This window comes from Aureivirga marina, from assembly GCF_015767265.1.
GTDB classification, from domain to species: Bacteria; Bacteroidota; Bacteroidia; order Flavobacteriales; family Flavobacteriaceae; genus Aureivirga; species Aureivirga marina.
The window spans coordinates 455,070-478,951 of the sequence record NZ_JADPIB010000001.1 but is presented as its reverse complement, the minus strand read 5'-3'; the positions used below and the strand labels follow the sequence as shown (position 1 = coordinate 478,951).

The 23,882-nt window shown below is 29.1% G+C and carries 21 protein-coding genes and 1 tRNA gene; 14 read left to right on the top strand and 8 right to left on the bottom strand.

Translation table 11 applies throughout. From position 1 onward, the window contains the following. The first annotated feature begins 19 nt into the window (after positions 1 to 19). The 8 genes from I1A51_RS02185 (at position 20) to rplT (ending at position 7,021) form a co-directional block, all read left to right on the top strand. Positions 20 to 2,017 (top strand): urocanate hydratase, encoded by a 1,998-nt coding sequence (locus I1A51_RS02185; RefSeq protein ID WP_196890728.1) that lies wholly within the window; start codon positions 20 to 22, stop codon positions 2,015 to 2,017. Between the two features lie 95 nt (positions 2,018 to 2,112). Continuing rightward, the gene (locus I1A51_RS02180; protein WP_196890727.1) at positions 2,113 to 2,682 is read left to right on the top strand and encodes a DUF4136 domain-containing protein; all 570 of its coding nucleotides are present in this window, start codon (positions 2,113 to 2,115) and stop codon (positions 2,680 to 2,682) included. 45 nt (positions 2,683 to 2,727) lie between these two features. Next, positions 2,728 to 2,913: a DUF5522 domain-containing protein gene (locus I1A51_RS02175; RefSeq protein WP_196890726.1), complete on the top strand. Its 186-nt coding sequence runs from the start codon at positions 2,728 to 2,730 to the stop codon at positions 2,911 to 2,913. Position 2,914: 1 nt separating this feature from the next. Then, positions 2,915 to 3,655, top strand: a complete 741-nt coding sequence (locus tag I1A51_RS02170) for a DUF4197 domain-containing protein (RefSeq protein WP_231373940.1) — start codon at positions 2,915 to 2,917, stop codon at positions 3,653 to 3,655. A gap of 172 nt (positions 3,656 to 3,827) precedes the next feature. Continuing rightward, positions 3,828 to 5,768, top strand: coding sequence for a threonine--tRNA ligase (gene thrS, locus I1A51_RS02165; RefSeq protein WP_196890725.1), 1,941 nt, complete (start codon positions 3,828 to 3,830; stop codon positions 5,766 to 5,768). 25 nt (positions 5,769 to 5,793) lie between these two features. Next, positions 5,794 to 6,354 carry a translation initiation factor IF-3 gene (infC, locus tag I1A51_RS02160; RefSeq protein WP_317192834.1) on the top strand — a complete coding sequence of 187 codons (561 nt, stop codon included), beginning with the start codon at positions 5,794 to 5,796 and terminating at the stop codon, positions 6,352 to 6,354. 31 nt (positions 6,355 to 6,385) lie between these two features. Further along, positions 6,386 to 6,583 (top strand): 50S ribosomal protein L35, encoded by a 198-nt coding sequence (gene rpmI, locus I1A51_RS02155; protein ID WP_196890724.1) that lies wholly within the window; start codon positions 6,386 to 6,388, stop codon positions 6,581 to 6,583. 93 nt (positions 6,584 to 6,676) lie between these two features. Further along, on the top strand, positions 6,677 to 7,021 hold the full coding sequence (rplT, locus tag I1A51_RS02150; protein ID WP_196890723.1) for a 50S ribosomal protein L20: 345 nt from the start codon (positions 6,677 to 6,679) through the stop codon (positions 7,019 to 7,021). A 282-nt stretch (positions 7,022 to 7,303) separates the two neighbouring features. On the opposite strand, the gene prfA is transcribed toward rplT, so the two are convergent. Continuing rightward, positions 7,304 to 8,380 (bottom strand): peptide chain release factor 1, encoded by a 1,077-nt coding sequence (gene prfA, locus I1A51_RS02145; RefSeq protein ID WP_196890722.1) that lies wholly within the window; start codon positions 8,378 to 8,380, stop codon positions 7,304 to 7,306. A gap of 196 nt (positions 8,381 to 8,576) precedes the next feature. On the opposite strand from prfA, the gene I1A51_RS02140 reads away from it, so the two are divergent. Beyond that, the gene (locus I1A51_RS02140) at positions 8,577 to 10,583 is read left to right on the top strand and encodes a ComEC/Rec2 family competence protein (RefSeq protein WP_196890721.1); all 2,007 of its coding nucleotides are present in this window, start codon (positions 8,577 to 8,579) and stop codon (positions 10,581 to 10,583) included. Positions 10,584 to 10,653: 70 nt separating this feature from the next. Here the strand turns inward: I1A51_RS02140 and I1A51_RS02135 are convergent, their stop codons facing one another. Beyond that, positions 10,654 to 13,017: a TonB-dependent receptor domain-containing protein gene (locus tag I1A51_RS02135; RefSeq protein WP_196890720.1), complete on the bottom strand. Its 2,364-nt coding sequence runs from the start codon at positions 13,015 to 13,017 to the stop codon at positions 10,654 to 10,656. A 235-nt stretch (positions 13,018 to 13,252) separates the two neighbouring features. Between I1A51_RS02135 and I1A51_RS02130 the strand changes: the two genes are divergently transcribed. Next, the gene (locus I1A51_RS02130; protein ID WP_231373938.1) at positions 13,253 to 14,326 is read left to right on the top strand and encodes a sensor histidine kinase; all 1,074 of its coding nucleotides are present in this window, start codon (positions 13,253 to 13,255) and stop codon (positions 14,324 to 14,326) included. A 66-nt stretch (positions 14,327 to 14,392) separates the two neighbouring features. After that, positions 14,393 to 15,103 (top strand): LytR/AlgR family response regulator transcription factor, encoded by a 711-nt coding sequence (locus I1A51_RS02125; RefSeq protein ID WP_196890719.1) that lies wholly within the window; start codon positions 14,393 to 14,395, stop codon positions 15,101 to 15,103. A 78-nt stretch (positions 15,104 to 15,181) separates the two neighbouring features. Here I1A51_RS02125 and I1A51_RS02120 read toward each other — a convergent pair. From I1A51_RS02120 to surE, 5 genes are all read right to left on the bottom strand, one after another. Then, positions 15,182 to 15,255 (bottom strand) — tRNA-Asp (locus I1A51_RS02120). A gap of 64 nt (positions 15,256 to 15,319) precedes the next feature. Continuing rightward, complete coding sequence (locus I1A51_RS02115) at positions 15,320 to 16,243, bottom strand: DUF58 domain-containing protein (RefSeq protein WP_196890718.1); 924 nt, start codon at positions 16,241 to 16,243, stop codon at positions 15,320 to 15,322. Between the two features lie 22 nt (positions 16,244 to 16,265). Continuing rightward, positions 16,266 to 17,378 (bottom strand): lipid-A-disaccharide synthase, encoded by a 1,113-nt coding sequence (gene lpxB / locus I1A51_RS02110; protein ID WP_196890717.1) that lies wholly within the window; start codon positions 17,376 to 17,378, stop codon positions 16,266 to 16,268. 3 nt (positions 17,379 to 17,381) lie between these two features. Next, entirely contained in the window at positions 17,382 to 17,660 is a 279-nt protein-coding gene (locus tag I1A51_RS02105) for a hypothetical protein (protein WP_196890716.1), read from the bottom strand. A gap of 7 nt (positions 17,661 to 17,667) precedes the next feature. Next, positions 17,668 to 18,435, bottom strand: coding sequence for a 5'/3'-nucleotidase SurE (gene surE, locus I1A51_RS02100; protein WP_196890715.1), 768 nt, complete (start codon positions 18,433 to 18,435; stop codon positions 17,668 to 17,670). A 495-nt stretch (positions 18,436 to 18,930) separates the two neighbouring features. Here surE and I1A51_RS02095 point away from each other — a divergent pair, with 495 nt between their 5' ends. Genes I1A51_RS02095 through I1A51_RS02085 form a run of 3 tightly spaced genes read left to right on the top strand, consistent with a single transcriptional unit; the run spans position 18,931 to position 22,591 of the window. Beyond that, complete coding sequence (locus tag I1A51_RS02095; RefSeq protein ID WP_231373937.1) at positions 18,931 to 21,063, top strand: carboxy terminal-processing peptidase; 2,133 nt, start codon at positions 18,931 to 18,933, stop codon at positions 21,061 to 21,063. A 47-nt stretch (positions 21,064 to 21,110) separates the two neighbouring features. Further along, complete coding sequence (locus I1A51_RS02090) at positions 21,111 to 22,154, top strand: ABC transporter permease (RefSeq protein WP_231373936.1); 1,044 nt, start codon at positions 21,111 to 21,113, stop codon at positions 22,152 to 22,154. Positions 22,155 to 22,159: 5 nt separating this feature from the next. Next, complete coding sequence (locus I1A51_RS02085) at positions 22,160 to 22,591, top strand: acyl-CoA thioesterase (protein ID WP_196890713.1); 432 nt, start codon at positions 22,160 to 22,162, stop codon at positions 22,589 to 22,591. A gap of 28 nt (positions 22,592 to 22,619) precedes the next feature. Here the strand turns inward: I1A51_RS02085 and I1A51_RS02080 are convergent, their stop codons facing one another. Further along, entirely contained in the window at positions 22,620 to 23,597 is a 978-nt protein-coding gene (locus I1A51_RS02080) for a polyprenyl synthetase family protein (protein WP_196890712.1), read from the bottom strand. Positions 23,598 to 23,882 lie beyond the last annotated feature (285 nt).

Genomic DNA, 23,882 nt, shown 5'->3' with positions numbered 1-23,882 from the left:
CTTAAAAAAGAATTTAAATATGACATTTAAAGAACAAATATTACAAGGTATTCCAAAGGAAATTCCAGCAGAACAACCTTATGATACTTCTATAAATCATGCACCAAAACGTAAAGACATTTTATCTAAAGAAGAAAAGCAGTTAGCAATTCGTAATGCTTTACGTTATTTTGATAAAGAACAACATGAAGTTTTAGCGAAAGATTTTGCTCATGAGTTAGAAACTTATGGTAGAATTTATATGTATCGCTATCGTCCAAATTATAAAATGTATGCTCGTCCAATTGAAGAGTATCCTGGGAAATCAGAACAAGCCAAAGCAATAATGCACATGATTCAAAATAATTTGGATTATGCAGTTGCACAGCATCCACATGAATTAATTACTTATGGAGGAAATGGAGCAGTTTTCCAAAACTGGGCGCAATATCTGTTAACAATGCAATATTTAGCAGAAATGACAGATGAGCAAACTTTAGTAATGTATTCTGGACATCCAATGGGATTATTTCCTTCTCATAAAGAAGCTCCAAGAGTTGTTGTTACTAATGGAATGATGATTCCGAATTATTCAAAACAAGATGATTGGGAAAAATTTAATGCTTTAGGAGTAACACAGTATGGACAAATGACGGCAGGAAGTTATATGTATATTGGTCCACAAGGAATTGTACATGGAACAACTATTACAGTTTTAAATGCTGGAAGAAAAATTTCAAAAGACGGAGAAGGATTAGCAGGAAAATTATTTGTTACTTCAGGATTAGGGGGAATGAGTGGAGCACAGCCAAAAGCAGGAAATATTGCAGGATGTGTTTCTGTAGTTGCTGAGGTAAATCCAAAAGCTACACATACTCGTCATTCTCAAGGTTGGGTTGATGAAGTGATTTCTGATTTAGACGAATTAACGAAGAGAGTTCTTAAAGCAAAAGAGAATAAAGAAGTTGTTTCTATTGCTTATCAAGGAAATATTGTAGATGTTTGGGAACATTTCGATAAAGCAGGTGTTTATATTGATTTAGGTTCAGATCAAACTTCATTACATAATCCATGGGCTGGAGGATATTATCCAGTTGGAGTTTCTTTTGAAGAAGCTAATGAAATGATGGCTAATGAACCAGAATTATTTAAAGAAAAGGTTCAAGAAACTTTAAGAAGACATGCAGCAGCAGTAAATAATCATGCAGCAAAAGGAACTTATTTCTTTGATTATGGAAATGCTTTCTTATTAGAATCGAGTAGAGCGGGAGCAGATATTTTTGCAGAAAATGGAAGAGATTTTAAATATCCTTCTTATGTGCAAGATATTATGGGACCAATGTGTTTTGATTATGGGTTTGGACCATTCCGTTGGGTTTGTGCTTCAGCAGATCCAGAAGATTTAGCTAAAACTGATGCCATTGCTTGTGAAGTTTTAGAAGAAATCAAAAAGAAATCTCCAGCAGAAATTCAACAGCAAATGGAAGATAATATTCGTTGGATTAAAGGAGCGCAAGAGAATAAATTAGTTGTAGGTTCACAAGCGAGAATTCTTTATGCAGATGCAGAAGGAAGAATGAAAATCGCAGAAGCTTTCAATAATGCAATTGCAGAAGGAAAAATCGGAACTGTTGTTTTAGGAAGAGATCATCATGATGTTTCTGGAACAGATTCTCCTTTTAGAGAAACATCAAATATTTATGATGGTTCAAGATTTACAGCTGACATGGCGATTCACAATGTAATTGGTGATTCATTCCGTGGAGCAACTTGGGTTTCTATCCACAACGGAGGTGGAGTAGGATGGGGAGAAGTAATCAATGGAGGATTCGGTATGGTTCTTGATGGTTCGAAAGAGGCTGATACTCGTCTGAAACGCATGTTATTCTGGGATGTGAACAATGGTATTGCAAGAAGAAGTTGGGCAAGAAACAAAGAAGCTAACTTTGCAATTGAAAGAGCAATGGAGGTAGAGCCAAACTTAAAAGTGACGATGCCGAACACAGTAGAAGATCATTTGTTAGAAGATTTATTTTAATTGATAAATAAAACTGCCGATATATAATTTACGATTGAAATAGATTTTATGAATGATATTTTATAAGAAATAGAATTAATTCAAAAATAAAAGATATGAGAGTTATAAAATATATATTAGGTATTGTATTAGCCATTTCAGTAGTTTCTTGTGCTTCAATTCAAGTAAGCGAAGACTATGATACTTCTGTAAATTTTACGAATTACAAAACATTTGCTTTTGATAAAAAAGGAATTGATAAAGCAAAGATTTCAGATTTAGATAAAAGAAGAATCCTACATGCAATTGAAGATAACTTAATTGCAAAAGGAATGACAAAATCTGAAAATCCAGATATGTTAGTGAGTATTTTTACAAAAGCAAGAAAAGATGTAAATGTGTACCAGAATAATTTTGGTTGGTATGGTTATGGTTATTACGGATGGTATCCTTGGTATTATGGAGGTTTTTATGGTGGATGGCCTAGCACACAAGTTACAGAATCTACTACTGGAACCTTATTTATTGATTTTATAGATGCTGAAAAATATCGATTGATTTGGCAAGGAGTTGGACAAGGAGCGATTTCAGAAACGACTTCAAATCCAGAAAAGAAAACGCAACAAATTAATGAGTTTGTTGCAGAAATTTTAAAACAATATCCACCTGGTCAATCAAAAAAATAAAAAAAGAGAACCTCGATTTTTCGAGGTTTTTTTATAAATAAAGAAATGGATTTTAAAAGATTACCTAAATTAGAACCAGAAGATTTTTATCTAACGAAAGAAGGATATAAGGTTTTTACAGAAAAGTATCATTTGAAAAGAGGATATTGTTGTAAAAGCGGTTGTAGACATTGTCCTTATGGCTATGATAAAAAATCAGATACATTTAAACCAGTTAACAAAAACAAATAATATGAAAAAACATATGGTGAAAGTTGGTGTTATGGCATTGACACTTTCTTTTTTTTCGTGTGCAGAATTACAACAAGTAGCAAATAATTTGCCTTCAGATATTTTAACACAGCCTCAAGCGTTAACTAGTGCGCAAATTGGAAATGGTTTAAAAGAAGCTTTAGAAAAAGGTGTAAAAGTTGAGGTAAGTAAACTTGCAATGGAAAATGGATTTTACAATAATCCACTTGCGAAAATTCAATTACCAGAAGATTTAAAAAAAGTAGATCAAACGTTGCGTGATATTGGTTTAGGAAATATAGCGGACAAAGGTGTGATGAAATTAAATGAAGCAGCTTCAGAAGCAGTGAAAGAAGCAACACCAATTTTTGTTTCTGCAATTAAAGAAATGACTTTTGAAGATGCGAAGAAAATTCTTTTAGGAAATAAAGATGCTGCAACACTTTATTTAGAAGCAAAAACAGAATCACCATTATACACGAAATTTAAGCCAATTATTCAAAAATCATTTGATAAAGTTGGAGCGAATGATATTTGGAATACAATTATTACGAAATACAATGCGATTCCTTTAACAAATGATATTAATCCGGATTTAACAGATTATGTGACGAATGAAGCTTTAAAAGGAGTTTATAAAATGATTGCTGTTGAAGAAGAGAAAATTAGAGCAGATGTAAAAGAAAGAACTTCAGATTTATTGAAAAAAGTATTTGCTTTACAAGATAAAAAAGAAGGATAAATAGAAAATATTTTTAGTTGAAAACAGTTGTAAAGTCAATTTTACGACTGTTTTTTTTATGTAAAAAAGCTAAAAAGCATATAATTTACTTAAAAATAATATACCTATTAAAAAATCTATTGGTAAAAATTAGGAAAACTAATATCTTTGCACTCATTAAATTTAAACATATATGATTAAAGTTACACTACCAGACGGTTCAGTTAGAGAATTCCAAGAAGGGGTTACAGCAATGGAAGTTGCAAAAGATATTAGCGAAGGTTTTGCAAGAAACGTAATATCTGCAAGATTTGATGGAAAAACCATTGAAACTTCTACACCATTGACCACGGACGGAAGTTTAACTTTGTATACGTTTAACGATGATGAAGGTAAAAAAGCTTTTTGGCATTCATCAGCACACGTATTAGCAGATGCAATCACACATTTTTATCCAGATGCGAAATTAACAATCGGACCAGCTATTGATAATGGTTTTTATTATGATATTGATTTAGAAGGTGAAACAATTTCAGATAAAGATTTCAAAAAAATAGAAGATAAAATGTTAGAAATTGCTCGTGGTAAATATCTTTTCGAGATGCGAGAAGTTTCAAAAGCAGATGCTTTAGATTTTTATAAAAAACAAGGAAACGAATATAAAGTTGAGTTAATTGAAAACTTAACAGATGGAGATATTACTTTCTGTGATCATTCGAATTTTACAGATTTATGTCGTGGAGGACACATTCCAAACACGGGAATTATTAAAGCTGTAAAAATTATGAGTGTTGCAGGAGCTTACTGGAGAGGTGATGAGAAAAATACGCAGTTAACTCGTGTTTACGGAATTTCTTTCCCAAAACAAAAAATGCTTAAAGAGTATTTAGAAATGTTAGAGGAAGCAAAGAAAAGAGATCACCGTAAATTAGGAAAAGACTTAGAGCTATTTACATTTTCTCAAAAAGTAGGACAAGGACTTCCTCTTTGGTTACCAAAAGGTGCTGCACTTCGTGAGCGTTTAGAGAATTTCTTAAAAGCTGCACAAAAGAAAGCAGGATATGAAATGGTTGTTACACCACATATTGGACAAAAAGAGCTTTATGTTACTTCTGGTCATTATGAGAAATATGGTGAAGATAGTTTCCAGCCAATTCATACGCCAAAAGAAAATGAGGAATTCTTATTAAAACCGATGAACTGTCCACATCACTGTGAGGTTTATAATACAAAACCTTATTCATATAAAGACTTACCAAAGCGTTTTGCAGAATTTGGTACAGTTTATAGATATGAGCAAAGTGGAGAATTACATGGATTGACGAGAGTTCGTTGTTTTACACAAGATGATGCACATATTTTCTGTACTCCAGATCAATTAGATCAAGAGTTTAAAGGAGTTATTGATTTAGTACTTTATGTTTTCAAAGCTTTAGGTTTTGATAAATTTACTGCACAAGTTTCTTTAAGAGATCCAGAAAATAAAGAAAAATATATTGGTTCTGATGAAAATTGGGAAAAAGCAGAAAATGCTATTATGAATGCTGCAAAAGAAAAAGGATTAAACACTGTAGTAGAATATGGTGAAGCAGCTTTCTATGGACCAAAATTAGATTTTATGGTAAAAGATGTTTTAGGAAGAAGTTGGCAACTTGGAACAATTCAAGTAGATTACAACTTACCAGAGCGTTTTGATTTATCATACAAAGGTTCAGATAACCAACTACACAGACCAGTAATGATTCATAGAGCACCTTTCGGATCTATGGAAAGATTTACAGCAATTTTACTTGAACATACAGGAGGAAATTTCCCATTGTGGTTAACTCCAGAACAAGTTATCTTGCTGCCAATCAGTGAAAAATATCAAAAATATGCGGAAAAAGTTTCTAGTTTGCTAGAAAATTCCGAAATTCGCGCCCTGATTGATGATCGAAGTGAAAAAACAGGAAGAAAGATTAGAGATGCAGAAGTAAATAAGATTCCTTACATGTTGATTGTTGGAGAAAATGAAGAGAAAGAACAGACAGTTTCTGTACGTAAACATGGAGAAGGAGATTTAGGAGTTTATACTATCGAAAATTTTGTATCTTTAGTCAAATCTGAAATTCAGAATTCATTAGAACAGTTTTAAAGTTTAATTTTAAATTTTTTAAGTCATAGCATTAAATAAAAAAAGAGGTCAAAGAAGACCTTGGAGAGTAGAGAAAGAGGAACAGCATAGAATTAATGAAAAAATAAAATATGTTCCTGAAGTACGTTTAGTTGGAGATAACGTAGAAGTTGGTGTATACAAAATCGAAAAAGCTAGAGAGTTTGCTAGAGAGCAAGAACTAGATTTAGTAGAGATTTCACCAAAAGCAGTACCACCTGTTTGTAAAATTATTGATTACAAAAAGTTTCTTTACGAACAAAAGAAACGTGAGAAAGCGTTAAAATCGAAAGCGACAAAAGTAGTTGTTAAAGAAATTCGATTTGGACCACAAACAGATGAACATGACTATGAATTTAAGAAAAAACACGCCATCAAGTTTTTACAAGATGGAGCGAAACTTAAAGCTTTTGTGTTTTTTAAAGGTAGATCAATTATATTCAAAGATCAAGGACAAATCTTATTATTAAGATTAGCGCAAGATTTAGAAGAATACGGAAAAGTGGAGCAAATGCCTAAATTAGAAGGTAAACGTATGATTATGTACGTAGCTCCTAAAAAGAAATAGTATATAAGCAAGCTTAAAATAAGGACAGAAGATGCCTAAAATGAAGACTAAATCTAGTGCCAAAAAGCGTTTCAAGCTTACAGGTTCTGGAAAAATTAAGAGAAAGCACGCTTTTAAAAGTCACATCTTGACAAAAAAGTCTAAGAAGCGTAAATTAAAGTTAACTCATGCTGCATTAGTACATAAGTCAGATGAGGCTAACATTAAACAACAATTAACTTTAAAGTAATTTATAGTTAATTACGGTAATTTATTAACCCTGTAATAGTGCTTCAAGAAATTAAACTTATAATTCGCCTATTACAAAAAACAATTTAAAATTATGCCTAGATCAGTAAATTCTGTTGCTTCAAGAGCTAGAAGAAAAAAGATTTTGAAGCAAGCCAAAGGTTACTTTGGAAGAAGAAAAAATGTTTATACAGTAGCTAAAAACGCGGTTGAAAAAGGAATGTTATATTCTTACAGAGACCGTAAAAACAAAAAGAGAAACTTCCGTGCTTTATGGATCACTCGTATCAATGCAGGTGCTCGTCAATACGGAATGTCTTACTCTAAGTTCATGGGACAAGTAAAAGCTAACAACATCGAATTGAACCGTAAAGTTCTTGCAGATTTAGCGATGAATCACCCAGAAGCTTTCAAAGCTATCGTAGATAAAGTAAAATAAATTTTTAACTTCTTGCTTATATATATAAGGAAAATCCTAGATGAAAATCTAGGATTTTTTTTGTTTAAAAAGTAATTGTGTTTTTAAGTTGATGAATTTTTCTATGGCTTAGGGATAGAAGCGACATCCTTTTGTGGAGGAACGGAATAAAAGATATAGCGGATAGCCCGACCTTTTTTGTAGCTTGTCGGAGGAAAAGGGAAGCTCCAAAATTTAAACAAAGAAAAAGCCCAAACATCTTAGATATTTGAGCTTTTTGTATGTTGAAAAGAAAATAGAGTTTTATAAAACTTCTCCTAATTCTTTTAGTTTTTCTGTGTTTTCTGTAAGCTTCAATTCTTCAATGATTTTTTGGATATCACCATTGATAATATTACTTAAATCGTAAAGCGTTAATCCAATTCTGTGTTCAGTTACACGACCTTGTGGATAGTTGTATGTACGAATTTTTGCAGATCTATCTCCTGAAGAAACTAAAGAATTACGTTTTGCAGCATCTTCTGCTAACTTTTTCTCTAATTCTTGCTCGTAGATACGTGTACGTAATACTTTCATCGCTTTATCTTTGTTCTTATGTTGCGATTTTTGATCCTGACATTGTGCAACAATTCCAGTTGGAATATGCGTTAAACGAACGGCAGAATAAGTTGTATTTACCGACTGACCTCCAGGTCCTGAAGAACAGAAGTAGTCAATACGAATATCGCTCATTTTTAAATCGATATCGAATTCTTCTGCTTCTGGTAAAACCATTACAGTTGCAGCAGAAGTATGCACACGTCCTTGTGTTTCTGTTTGTGGAACACGTTGTACACGGTGAACTCCAGATTCGAATTTCATATCACCATAAACATCTTCACCAGTAATACTGAAAATAATTTCTTTAAATCCACCAGAAGTTCCTTCACTCAAATCTTCTACTTCGGCTTTCCAACCTCTACTAGCACAATATTTAGTGTACATTCTGTATAAATCTCCTGCGAAAATACTTGCTTCATCTCCACCAGTTCCTGCACGAATTTCAACAATTACGTTTTTCGCATCTTCAGGATCTTTAGGAATCAGCATGAATTTAATCTCTTCTTCTAGCTGTGGAATTCTAGCATTTGCTTCCTCTAATTCCATTTTCGCCATTTCCGTCATTTCAGCATCTGAACCATCTGCAATAATTTCTTTGGCTTCTTCAATGTTTGCTAATAAAGATTCATATTCATTTGCTTTTTCAACAACTTGACCTAAGTCTTTATATTCTTTATTAAGCTTAACATAACGTTTTTGATCTGTGATAATATCAGGTTGAATGATCAAATCTGATACTTCATCATAACGTTGTTTTACTATTTGTAACTTGTCTAACATTTCTTCTATTTTCTTGGATTGCAAATTTACAAAAATAAATACAATTTTGTTTTAAAGCTTTGTTATAGTCTTCTTATTCAATTTCTTTTGAAATATTTTACCTAAAAACCTTTTTAAAAACAGTGAATTAGAATTTTTCATTTATTCCTTTTTGAAATAAAAGAATAATTTATAAATTACTGAAAAATTGCACTTTATGAAAAAAATGATGAGTTATGTACCTGCGTACATAAGTTTGTTCTATACCTTTGGTTTAGTCTTAGGTTTCTATTATAATTTTCCAATAATTTATCAATTTGGAATTCTAATTTTCCTTTTAATTTCTGTGTTTTTAATACATATAAAAATTTCAAAGCCAATGTGTTTTTCAAATTCAAATTGGTTTTCTGTTTTTGCTTTTTTACTATGTATTTCTATCGGATTTTTAAATATTTCTCTTCAAAAAAATGAAAATCAAAAAAGTTATTTTGCTAATTCTTTACAGGAAGAAAATACTTCCGAAATTGAAATTCTTGAAGTTTTAAAACCAACAAAATTTGCGAAAAGATATTATGGAAAAATAATACGATGTAACCAGTTTAAAACATCTGGAAAAATTCTGATTTATACAGATACAATTTTTCCGAATTTAAAAGAAAATACGGTTATTATAAGTAAAGCACAGCCTAGAAAGTTATTACAGAAAAATACTTTTGGGTTTGATTATGTTGGATTTTTAAAGAAGAAACAAATTTTTTACGATATAAAATTAAATTCTGGAAATTCTAAAGTTTTACAAGAAAACTCTTCTATTTTTTCAGCAAGTAATCTTCGAAATAAAATCATTGAAAGATTACAAAATTTAAATTTACCAAATGATGTTTTTGCAATTACAAAAGCTCTTTTTCTTGGAGAAAAACAAGATATTTCAAAAGAATTATATCAAAATTATACATATGCTGGTGTAATTCATATTTTAGCTATTTCTGGATTACACATCGGAATTTTACTTTTTTTATTAGAGAAAATTTTCTTCTTTTTAAATAAAAATCAAAAGACAAAAGTCGTAAAAGTAATTCTTCAAGTTTCGTTTTTGTGGTTTTTCGCTTTCGTTACTGGTTTTAGTCCTTCTGTGACAAGAGCTGTAACAATGTTTTCTGTAATTGCAATTGGATTAAATTTATCTCGAACTACTTTTATTTTTCAATCTATTACTATTTCTTATTTCATTTTATTATTAATCAATCCTTTTTGGCTTTTTCAAGTTGGATTTCAATTAAGTTATATCGCTGTAATTTCCATCGTAATTTTAAAACCTATAATTGATAAATTATATAAACCAAAACAAAGAATATTCTCTAAAATTTGGGATTTATTTTCTGTTTCAGTTGCTGCTCAAATCGGGATTTTACCAATTAGTTTATTTTATTTTCACCAATTTAGCGCATTGTTTTTTCTTGCAAATATTTTAGTTCTTTTTCTATTGGAAATTGTCATCGCTTTTGGCTTAATTTTATTGATTTCATTGTTGTTTTATTCTGAGAAAAGTTTCCTTTCAATTACTTATGAAAAATTGATTGAATTTATGAATGAAATCATTGCTTTTTTTGCTTCTAAAGAGCATTTTGTATTTACAAATATTTCTTTTTCTTCTCTTGATTTAATTCTTTTTTATGCATTATTAATTTCCATTTTTATCTATTCTTATAGTAAAAAAACATACAAAACAACTTTTGCTGTTTTATTAATTATTTTCTTTGTTCAAATTGCTTTTTTTCAACAGGAATTCTCAAAAGAATCTTCTTCCAAGTTTATTGTTTTTCATAAATATAAAACCAGTTGTTTTGGCTTTTTACAAGAGAAAAATTTAGAAACTTTTGGTAAAGAAATTCCAATTATTCAAGAATATAAAACCAATTTTAAAATAGAAAATCATCAACATGTTGATTCGATAAATCCGCTTTATTTTTGGAAGGATAAAAAGATTTTAATTATAAATAAACCATATTTGGTGGAGAAAAAATTAAAACCAGATTTTCTTTTAATGCAAAAAAATCCAAAGATTAATTTTGAAAAATTAATTCAAGAACAAGAACCAAAATTCATAATTTTTGACGGTTCAAATTCTAGATTTTATGTCAAAAATTGGACTAAAACATGTAAAAAACACCAAATTCCATTTTATAATACTTTTGAAAATGGAAGTTTTGAGATTTCAAACTAAAAAACCGAATATTCCATTAGAATATTCGGTTTTACATGATATAATTTAAATAATTATTTATAAAACAAATCTAGTCTGGTAATCTATCTCTTTCGTTTTTCTTTCTATTAAATCTATAAGTTAATGTTCCACTAATTCTTCTTCCACTGTTGGTTTGGTCGTAATTTATTTGGAAGTTTTCACCTGTAACATATCTTTTTTCAATTCTTGAATCGAATACATTGTACACAGATAATGAAAACGACATTTTATCATGTAAAAAATCTTTACTTAATCCTAAACTTGTCCAAGACATTGCATCCACTGTCGTTTGTACATTTTCTCTTTTTCCTTGAAAAACTGTAGAAATTTGAAAAGAAATTTTCTTTGGCAAACGCATACGAGCATTGATTTTTGAATTCCAACTATCATTTTTCGAACTATAAGAAACATTGTTATAATCTCCTTTTTGGTTGAATTGATAATAATTAAATTCAGATGATAATCTAAGCCATTTTAAAGGACTATAATTGATGGATATCTCAGCTCCAATTCGATCTTCTGTATCTAAATTCACAGGCGAAGTGAATAATTTTCCATCAGGTAATTCAGAAGTGATAAAAGTGACAAAATCTGTTGTATGTTGGAAATAAATTGAAGGATTTAATTGAAATTTTCCAACTCTCCAAAGGTTTCCAAGTTCAAACATATTTGTATACATCGGATCTAAATCTGGATTTCCACCAAAAATTGTCTGGTTGTTTGAGATTCCACCAAAAGGATTCAGTTGCCAGAATCCTGGTCGTGAAATTCGTTTGCTATAGCTTAACTGTAAATTGTTTTTCTCTGTAAATTGATATGTTAAATGTACAGTTGGGAAAAGATTGATATAATTTTTTGTTCTGTCAAAAATATTCTTTTGATCTAAAATTTCAATATTTGAGATTTCCGTTCTTAAACCAAGTAAATATTTGAATTTATTTTTACTGTTTTTGTATTGTATATACGCTCCGTAAATTCCTTCATTATATTTGAATAAATTTGTGAATTGTTCTACTAATTCTCCATTATCCATCACATTATAATTACTACGAATTCTTCGATATTGTCCTTTTACACCCATTTCCAATCCACCTTTTTCACCAAAAGGAGTTTCAAAATCTGTTTGAAAATATAAATCTTTACTGCTTTCAATATCTCTACTTGTAATATGATCAATTTCTGGATTTATCGGTTCAATTGTTTGTGCAATAATCGATTCATTTTCATCATCATTCCAAAAATCATATTGTAAATTCATTCGAAGTTTTTTTCCTTTTTTATTAAAGGTTTTTAAATAATCAATCTCTAATTGATTGTACGTTTGTGGCTCTTCATATTTTTCAATTCTTCTATAAACATCAGTTAATTCTTTATTTTCATTAAATGAAGAGAATAAAAAAGTAGAGTTTCTCTCATTGTCATTTCGATTTCTTGTGTATGTAAGCGAAATAGTATTTTTATCATTAAAATAATAATCTCCACCAACATAAATATTATAATTCGATCTACTTCTTTCTAAATCAGTGTCCATATTTTGGAAACTTATAGGAACACCATTTACAAAATTTGTTCTTTCAAAAGATTCTCTTGGCTCAACTGTTTGCAAACGATAACGAAGATTTGAGAAAATATTGAATTTTTCTGTTTTGTAATTTACATTCAAATTAATTCCATTATTTTCAGGAAATCCACCTTCTAATTTTACAGAACCAGCCAATCCTGATTTTTTATTTTTCTTTAATACAATATTGATTATTCCGGCAGTTCCTTGTGCCTCATATTTTGCAGATGGATTTGTTATTACTTCAATTTTTTCAATACTTTCTGAAGGAATTTGATCCAAACCTCCATTTGAAGTTAAAACAGAAGGTTTTCCATTAATTAGAATATTTACACCAGAATTTCCTCTTAAACTTACATTTCCTTGAACATCCACACCAACAGAAGGAACATTTTCTAAAATATCGATTGCAGAACCAGCTTTTGAAATAATATCTTTTCCAACATTAAAAACTTTCTTATCTAATTTATATTCCATCGAAGATTTTTCGGCTGTAATCTCTATAGTATTTAAAACTTCAGAGTTTTCTTCTAATAAAATTGTTTCTAAAGTGGTGTTTTGGTTAATTTTTCGATCATTGATAAAAACATCTTTAAAAGCAAGATATTCTACTTTAATATCATAAGTTCCTGTTGGAATTTTAAATTTAAATTCTCCTTTTTCATCGGTAACACCTCCTGTAATAATTGTTTCATTATTGTAATTAAAAATCGTTACAGTTGCAATTTCAAGAGGTTGTTGTGTCGTTTTTTCTACAATTTTTCCTTTAATTGTGACATTGCTCTTCTTCTGAGAAAAGAGCATATTGCTCAAAAGAAAAGCAAAAATAATTAGTAATATTTTATGGTTCATGTTTACGTTTTTTCTTTATTTAACTGTTGCAAATGTGAAACAAAAAGAAAAATAGAATTTGGAAAATCGACAAATGAACGTTTAAAATCGTCCAATTTTAAAAAAAATAGAAAAACGCAAATTCGTCGATGATTTTATAGTATTCGGCATTTTTTTCGAGGAATTTATCTTTGAATGATTTTTAAATTAGATTTAGAACTAATTTTGAATAAAGATTCTAATAAAAAGTAGAAAATTGATAAAAACAACAGAAATATATAATCGTTTTACAAATTCAAAATGGATGATTGACATCGTTTTTTGGATTTCCGTGTATCTTTTGGATGTGATTAAAGATTATGGTATTCATACTGAAGAACCATTTTTAAGTATTATGGTTTATGACTTTTTTACATTAATTCCTTCCTTAATCGGAGCTTATTTTATCTACCTTTTTCTGATTCCATATTTATACATTCAAAAGCGATATTTAATATTTTACATTCTCTTAATTGCGAGTTTTTATATTTTCACAGCTTATGGTAGAGTTTTAATTGTTCATGTTGCTGAAACACTAGTTAGAGAAGGGGAATTTACGCAAGAATCACTAATGGAAATTATGACAGATTGGAAAGTTTTAGTGATGAAATATTTCCCTGCGATTTACATGCCTGTTTTTATTTTTCTTTTGGTGAAATTTGTCTTGTATTTTAAGAAGAATGAAGAGAAAAGATTGTATTTAGAAAAGGAAAAATCTGTTGCAGAATTGAATGCTTTAAAGTCACAATTAAATCCACATTTTTTGTTCAATACATTAAATAATATTTATTTATTAGCAATTGAAAAATCGCCTAAAATTCCTGAAGTTATTGAGAAATTATCTGCAATTTTAGATCATATTTTATATCGTTGTAATAGTGAAACCGTTTCGATTTCTTCTGAAATTACGCTACTTGAAAATTATATTTCTTTAGAAAAATTACGTTATGATGAACGATTAGAAGTGATTTTTGAAAAAGATATTAAACAACCAATTTCTATCGCGCCTTTGATTTTACTTTCTTTGGTTGAAAATGCTTTTAAACATGGAGCAGGAGAGGATAGTGGTTCGCCGAAAATTAGAATTGTATTAAAAACAGAAAATAATCGAATTGAATTTCAAATTTCTAACACAATTTCTGAAATCAAAACTTTAAATGAAAGTAAAAATTCAATTGGTTTATTAAATATTAGAAAGCAATTAGATTTGATTTATCCAAACAATTATAATTTGGAAATAATTAAAGGGAAATCGTTGTTTATTGTAAAATTAGAGATTAGTGCTTTTTAAATGGAAAATTCAATTAAGCTAACACTTATTTTATTGAAGAAATAAACATAAAATAAATAGAAAAAAATGATAAAATGTTTAATTGTTGATGACGAACCTTTAGCGATTCGTTTGATTGAAAATCATATTTCACAATTAGAAAATCTGGAAGTTGTTGCAACTTGTAATAATGCGATGAAAGCATTTGAAATTTTGCAGACAAAAGAAATAGATTTACTGTTTTTGGATATACAAATGCCGAATATTACTGGAGTTGATTTTTTACGTTCTTTAAAAAATCCGCCAAAAACAATTTTTACAACAGCTTATCGAGATTATGCAATTGAGAGTTATGAATTGGAAGTTGTAGATTATTTATTAAAGCCAATTACTTTCCAAAGATTTTTTCAATCAATAGAAAAATTTTATCGTCTTTCAACACCTGTTTCTTCACAAATTATTCCACAAGAAAATAAAACAGAAGAAGATTTTGTCTTGTTAAAATCAGGAAATAAATACCATAAAGTTCCTGTACAAACAATTTCTTATATCGAAAGTTTAAAAGATTATATTTCTGTGTACACAGACTCAAAAAGAATTGTTTCAAAGTATAAAATCAGTGATATTGAACAAAAATTAGAAAGTCATCGTTTTCTGAGAATTCATCGTTCTTATATTGTGAATTGTGCGAAAATAACTGCTTTTACAACTAATGATATCGAAATAAATGATAAAGAATTACCAATCGGAGCAAGTTATAAAAAGCAAGTTTTAGAGTATTTAGAGAGTTTGAAGTAGAGATAAATTGTTTATTGAAAAAGTAATATTTAAAACTTTAAACAAAAAAAAGCTCCTCAAAAATTGAGAAGCTTTTCGCGGTCTGGACGGGACTCGAACCCGCGACCCCATGCGTGACAGGCATGTATTCTAACCAGCTGAACTACCAGACCGTTTGCTTGATTGCGGTGCAAATATACAAGCTTTTTTTATTTTTGCAAGGCTTTTGAAAAAAAATTATAACATTTTTTTTCTACTAATCAAGTAAGAGATTAGAATCTGTTCAAAACCTTTATGAATATCTACAGGAATGTAATCAATTTTATACTTCATACAAGTCATTTTTAACTCTTGAAAGTATTTGTCTATTAATTCTTTATAAGAATCTTTGACATTTTCAGCGAATAAATTAATCGATTCACCAGTTTCTACATCTACGAATTTCTTAGGCTTATTATCAAAATCAAAATTATATTCTAAATTTCCGTCATAAGTATGAAAAAGTACTAATTCGTGCTTGTTATATTTTAAATGACGAAGAGCTTCAAATAATTCTTCTTGATTTTTATCCACTTGAAACATATCTGTAAAAAGAAAAATCAAAGATCTTCTATGAATATTTTCTGCAATTTGATGTAAATATTTATAGGTATCCGTTTTAGAAGTAGATTTCTTAGAAATCATATTAGAAAGTTCTGTCAATAACATTCTTCGATGACGTTCACTTCCTTTTTCTGGAGCATAATAATCATATTTATCACTATAAATACTTAATCCAACAGCATCACGTTGTCTTTTTAAAATTTCTGTCAGAGCAGCAGCAGCAATGGCTGAAAAACTAATTTTATTTAAGTTTTGGATGTTTGGATTTTTAATATCAGGAAAATGCATCGAAGCTGAATTATCCACAATTATATGGCAACGAAGATTCGTTTCTTCCTCATATCTTTTTGTATAAAGCTTTTCTGTTTTTGCAAATAATTTCCAATCAATATGTCTTGTGCTTTCTCCTTTGTTATACAGTTTATGTTCAGCAAATTCAACAGAAAATCCATGAAACGGACTTTTGTGCATTCCAGTGATAAAACCTTCAACAACTTGTTTGGCTAAAAGATCAAGATATTTTAATTCGGAAATTTGTGCGACAGAAATTTCTTTCATATAGAATAAATATTTATGCTTTTTAAATGTTTTCGATAATTAATTTGGCAGTATTTTCAGAAGCTCCTTTTCCGCCTAATTTTTCTTCTAAATCGTAATAGTTTTCAAAAATTTCTTCACGTTTTTCAGTTGTTAAGATTTTTTCTAATTCAGAAGTAAGACGTTTTGTATTAAATTCTCCTTGAATTAATTCTACCACAATTTCTTTATCCATAATTAAATTAACCAAAGAAATAAATTTTAAATTGATTAATCTTTTTGCAATTTGATAAGAAATGTTACTTGTTTTATAACAAACAATTTCAGGAACTTTAAATAAAGCAGTTTCCAAAGTAGCAGTTCCAGAAGTAACCAAAGCAGCATAAGAAAGTGAAAGTAAATCGTAGGTTTTATTGCTGATAAACTTCACATTGTCTTTAGAAATAAATTGTTTATAAAAACTAAAATCTTGACTTGGAGCTCCAGCAATTACAAATTCATAATCAGTAAACTTTTCTGTAACAGAAAGCATCACTTCCAACATATTTGTAATTTCTTGTTTTCTACTTCCAGGAAGCAAAGCGATGATTGGTTTTTCAAGATCAAGATTATTTTCTTCACGAAAAGTTTTATCATCCACTTGTTTTCTATCTGCAATTGCATCAATTAATGGATGTCCAACAAATTGTACAGGGAAATTATGTTTTTTCTCATAAAAATCTTTTTCAAAAGGTAGAATCACATACATTTGATCTACATCACGTTTGATTTTTTTGATTCTTCCTTCTTTCCAAGCCCAAATTTGTGGGGAAATATAATAATCCGTTCGGATTCCATGATTTTTAGCAAATTCAGCAATTCGCATATTAAAACCAGGATAATCGATGAAAATAATTGTATCAGGTTTGTATTCTAAAATATCAGTTTTACAAAATTTGATGTTTTTTAGAATTGTACGTAGATTCATTAGAACTTCGATAAATCCCATAAAAGCAAGATCTCGGTAATGTTTTACCAAAGTTCCTCCAACGCTTTGCATTAAATCTCCTCCCCAAATTCGGAACTCTGCTTCTGGATCATTTTTTAAGATGCTTTTCATCAAATTAGATCCGTGTAAATCACCTGAAGCTTCTCCTGCAATTATATAATATTTCATCTATTATAAAAATTTAAAAATCATTGTTAAAGCTGCGATAACAATTGTTGCCAATAAAACACCTCTAGCTCTATAATCTTTATTTTTTTTGATAAAAATAAAAAACACAATAAGGTTTGCGATGGCAGCTAAGCTGATAACTTTTCCAAACAAACCTTCTTCAAGAATTCTTTGAAGAGAATTTGTAAATTCTCCGCTAAAAAATAGTTGTAAGTATAAAAACAGACCTACTGCTGTTGCAATAATTCCTGAAAAAAATCCGATTGTTATTTCTTTTTTCATATTCATTTTAAAAATCCCAAGTATTTAAGTTTTGTATAAAGTGATGTGCTGTTAAATCAAATTGCACAGGAACAATTGAGATATATCCATTTGCCAAAGCCCATTCATCAGTATCTTCACCTTTGTCCATGTTTACAAATTTTCCAGTAAGCCAATAATATTCTTTTCCTTGTGGGTTTACTCTTTTATCAAATTTTTCTTCCCAGTTAGCTCTGGCTTGTCGGCAAATTTTAACTCCTTTAAAATCTGATTCAACTTTTGGAAAATTTACGTTTAAAACGATTCCTTCAGGTACATTATTTTCTAAAACATTAAGAGCAATTTGTTTTACAGCACTTTTTAGTTTCGAAAAATCGGCATTCCAAGAATGATCTAAATAAGAAAAACCAATTGCTGGAATTCCTTCGATTCCTGCTTCGATAGCAGCACTCATTGTACCAGAATAGATAATATTTACAGATGAATTTGTACCATGATTGATTCCAGAAACGCACAAGTCAGGTTTTCTTTTTAAAAGTTCGCTTTTTGCCATTTTAACGCAATCGGCTGGAGTTCCTGAAATTTTGTATTCTGTTTGTGGTCCGTCATCAATAACTACTTTTTGGCAACTTAGTGTAGAATCAAGTGTAATTGCGTGTCCCATTCCGCTTTGTGGGCTATCGGGAGCAACCACGATTACATCTCCGATTTCGTTCATAATTTCAATTAAATTACGAATACCAGGAGCTGTAATTCCATCATCATTTGTTACCAAAATTAGAGGTCTTTCTTTCATCAAAAATGCTTTTTTTAATTAGAACAAAGCTAATTAATTTAATGATGTAAAATAAAAATATATTTTAAAAAATAGGCATAATTATGAAATTTAGAAAAGAAATTTGGAATAAATGAGTTTTAAAAAGAGCGTTTTATGTTTAAAAATAAATGAAAAACGCATAAATTAAAAATAAAATAAACCAAAAACGGAAGCTTGTTAGTGTGAAAACTATGAAAATTGTAGTGTTAAAATATTGATTTTTAATGTTTAATAAAATGGTTTGATTTTTGAAGATTTGAAAATTGAAAATAATAATGAATTATTGAAAACTTGTTTAGAATTTAACGACAATTTTAATAATAAATAAAAAATGAAATTTAAAATAGGTATAGTTGTTAAATATGAAAAAAAATATTTTTATGTACCTTTGAAACATTACATTTTAACATATTTTTTACTAATCTATAATAGTATTGACGCTAATTTTATACTTTAGTTCAAAAGACTATTTTAATGCACAAAATCATCAAATTTATGAGGCGAAATTATAAAATCATTATACCAATAATTTTATTGGCAGGAATTTTATTTGGTTTCCAGATAAAAAAAATAAATGATCAGAATGAGGAAGATCGTTTAAAGATTGGTTTAATCCGACTTATTTTAGAAAGATATCATTATGAACCACATAGAATCGATAATGATTTTTCGATTGCTTTATACGATAACTTTATCACGAATCTTGATCCGTCGAAAAGATATTTTACACAAGAAGACGTAGATGAATTTTCGATGTATAAAACACATTTAGATGATCAGATTAAAAATGAAGATTTATCATTTTACAAATTAGTTTATAGTAGATATAAACAAAGAGTTTCTGAAGCGAAAGAATATTATAAAGATATTTTAGCAAATCCATTTGATTTTTCAAAGAATGAAACGTTAGATTTAGATTATGAAAATGCGCCTTTTGGAAAAGGAAAAGATGGTGTTTATAAGATTTGGGAAAAGCAATTAAAAGCAAGCGCTTTGGCATCTTTGTATGATAAAGAAGAAATTCAAAAAGCAAAAGAAAAAGATGGAGAAGAATTTAAAAAGAAATCTTTTACGGATTTAGAAAAAGAAGCTCGTGAAGATGTTCAAAAGAACATGGAAAGATTTTATGAGCTTTGGGGAGATATTGATGATGCACAGTGGTTTTCTACTTATTTAAATAGTATGACAGCGGTTTTTGATCCGCATACAAATTATTTTACACCAAAAAATAAAGAAAGATTTGATGTAGATATGTCTGGAACTTTTGAAGGAATTGGTGCAAGATTAAGTAAAGAGGGAGATTATACAAAAGTTGTGGAATTAATTTCTGGTGGTCCAGCTTGGAGAGATGGAAAATTAGAAGTTGGTGATATAATTTTAAAAGTTGGGCAATCAAATGAAGAACCAATTGATATTGTTGGAATGCGTTTGGATAATGCGATTGAATATATTAAAGGTAAAAAAGGAACAGAAGTTCGTTTAACTGTAAAGAAAATTGATGGAAGTATCAATGTAATTCCAATTATTCGTGATGAAGTTGAATTAGAAGAAACTTTTGCTAAATCATCTACTGTAGAAAAAGGAGGAAATCTTTATGGATTGATTAAATTACCTAAATTCTACATTGATTTTAAAGAGAAAGAAGCTAGAACTGCTGCAACAGATATGAAGCAAGAAGTGGAAAATCTGAAAGCACAAGGAGTAAAAGGATTAATTATCGATTTAAGAAATAATGGAGGAGGTTCTTTATCTACAGCAATTGATATTGCAGGATTATTTATTGATAAAGGTCCAGTTGTGCAAGTAAAATATAGAGGAAGAGATGCAGATGTAAAATCAGATAAGAGTAATAAAATTATTTGGGATGGTCCATTAGTAATTTTAGTTAACGAATTATCCGCTTCTGCTTCGGAAATTTTAGCTGCTGCAATGCAAGATTATAAAAGAGCTGTAATTGTTGGAAGTAAACAAACTTTTGGAAAGGGAACTGTACAAACATTAACTTCTTTAAATGATTTATATAAATATCCAAAACCTTTAGGAGATTTAAAAATTACAATTCAAAAATTCTATAGAATTAACGGAGGTTCTACGCAATTAAGAGGAGTTAGTTCTGACATTGTGATTCCAGACAGATATGAATATATGGAGATTGGAGAAAGAGAACAAGAAAATCCACTTCCTTGGGATATGATTGAGAAAGCAACTTATAGTATTTGGAATGGATATGAAAATTATGAAAATGTAATTAAAGAAAGCCAAAAGGAAATTAATGCAAATACTTATTTCAATTTAATTAATGAAAATGCGAAATGGTTAAAGCAAATTCAAGATGATAATACTGCATATTTAAATTATGATGTGTATAAAAAAGACATCGAAAAAAGAGATGAAGAAGGTAAAAAGTTTGATGGAATCAAAGATTTTAAAACAGATTTAGTTTTCAAATCACCAACGTATGAATTGCCTTTAATTGCAGTAGATTCTCTTTTAGAGAAGAAAAGAAAAGTTTGGCATAAAAACTTAGCAGAAGATGTTTATGTTGATGAAGCTTTAAAAGTATTAGAAAAACTTAAAGTAAAATCACCTAAATTAGTGCAAAATTAGATTTTGTTATTTTGGTGAAAAAATATAAAAATAAAATGCTCCAAGTAATGAGAACTCAATTACTTGGAGTTTTTAGTTTAAGTTGGATTATCATCCTATTTTTTATTGCTGTTTTTGCATATGTAATTGCTCCAGATAATTCTTCCAATGCGAATGCAATGCATTTAGAAATACATTCTAAAAAACCGGGTTTTACAGTTGAAATTTTAAAATTTCCAGAAACACAAAAACAAGAAACAGGTTTTTTTGAAACATTACTTCATGGAAAAAAAACAACAGCTTCAGAATTGGCTATTTCTAGTTATCAAATAAAAAAAGATAGTATTTTTATTAAAGAATATGCAGTAAATCCAGAAATGGCTCAGGAAAAAGTCTTTCCAATTTCCCTTTGGAAAGGAGATTTAAAACAAAATTTATTTCAAAAAACATTTTATTTAGGAACTGATAAATACGGAAGAGATTTATTAAGTAGAATGATTATTGGAGCAAGAATTTCTTTTTTCATTGGATTTATCGCTGTGTTTATTTCTTTATTAATTGGAATTCCGATTGGAGCAATAGCTGGGTTCTATGGAAAGAAAATAGATGCTGCAATTATGTGGATTATCAATGTAACATGGTCAATTCCGACTTTATTATTAGTAATTGCAATTACATTAGGACTAGGAAAAGGTTATTGGCAAGTTTTTATCGCTGTTGGATTAACGATGTGGGTTGAAGTTGCAAGAGTTGTTCGTGGACAAGTCATGAGTGTAAAAGAAATGCAATATATTCAAGCTGCAAGAGTTTTAGGGTATTCAGATATTAGAATTATAATTAAACATATCTTACCAAATATTATCGGACCAATTATCGTGATTTCTGCGGCAAATTTTGCCGCGGCAATTCTTGTAGAAAGCGGATTGAGTTTTCTTGGAATTGGTGCACAACCTCCGACACCTTCTTGGGGAGGAATGATTAAAGATCATTATAATTATATTATTCTAGGAAAACCATATTTGGCAATAGTTCCAGGAATTGCAATAATGTCTTTAGTGATGGCATTTATGATGATTGGAAATAGTTTGAGAGATATTTTAGATGTAAAATAAAAAAGATGAAATTACAATATTCGTTTAAAAGTAAATGGTCAGATTTTGACCCAAATAGACATATGAGACATTCTGCATATAATGATTATGCAGCCGAAGCAAGAGTTCGTTTCTTGATGGAAAATGGTTTTGATATTTTAAAATTAAACAAAATGAGTCTTGGGCCAATTTTATTTCGTGAAGAAACAAATTTCTTTAGAGAAATAAATTTAGGAGAAGATATTACAGTTACAGTTACTTTAGCTGGAATGTCTGAAAAAGGAGATAAATTCAAATTTAAACATCATATCATTAAACCAAATGGAGTAGTAGCAGCCGAATTGATTGTTACAGGAGCTTGGTTAGATTTGACAAAAAGAAAACTTACAACACCTCCAGAAGATATTTTGAATTTATTAGAAAAAGTAGATAAAACAGAAGATTATATCGTTTTATAAAATAGAAATAGTTTGAGAAATTCTCAAACTATTTTTTTCTTTCGATTACATAATTAACCATCGTTTTTAAAGAAGTTTTGTATTCAGATTCTGGATATGTTTCTAAAATATCCATTGCTTTTTGATGGTATTCATTCATTTTTGCAATCGTATATTCCATTCCACCATTTTCTTTTACAAATTTGATGACTTCTTTAACTCGTTTCTTATTATGATTATGTTTTTTTACTGATTTAATCAACCATTTTCTGTGTTCATCTGAGCAAGTATTTAAAGTATGAATTAAAGGTAATGTCATTTTTTGTTCTTTAATATCAATACCTGTTGGTTTTCCAATTTTTTCTTCACCATAATCAAATAAATCATCTTTGATTTGGAAAGCAATCCCAACATATTCACCAAATAATCTCATTTTTTCGATTTCCTCTTTAGAAGCATCTACTGAAGCAGCTCCAATTCCACAACAAGCAGCAATTAAAGTTGCAGTTTTCTGACGAATAATTTCGAAATAAACATCTTCAGTAATATCTAATCTACGAGCTTTTTCAATTTGTAATAATTCTCCTTCACTCATTTCTCTTACAGCGATAGAAATAAGTTTTAAAACATCAAAATCATCATTATCAATAGAAAGTAATAAACCTTTAGAAAGAAGAAAATCTCCAACAAGAACAGCAATTTTATTTTTCCAAAGTGCATTAATAGAGAAAAATCCACGTCTTCTATTACTATCATCCACAACATCATCATGAACTAAAGTTGCTGTATGAATTAATTCGATAATAGATGCTCCTCTATATGTTCTTTCTTTAAAATCACCATTTGAAACCATTTTGGCAACTAAAAAAACAAACATTGGTCGCATTTGTTTCCCTTTTCTTCTAATTATATAATGTGTAATACGATTTAATAGGGGAACTTTCGTCTGCATTGCTTCTTTGAATTTGTCTTCAAAGAGCTCCATCTCTTTTAAAATAGGCTGTTTAATTAACTCTACTGGTTTCATCTGTTTTATTTGGAATGTCAAAGATAAGATTTTCTACAAATTTCTATTCCAATGAAAACACTTAATCTTTTAAATTAGAAAAAGTTTTATCAAATAAAGATGAATTAAGAAAAAAGCACAGTTTGAAAGTAAAAATTTAAGAATAAATGAAACAAATTTTAAAGTGAATCGTCTTATGTGTTAAAGAATTCGGAAAGTAAATTAAGATAAAAGAGTTGTTTATGAATCTTTTTGGTTTTTTTTAGAAAAAACCGTCTTACTTTTGTAATGAACACTTAGAAATAC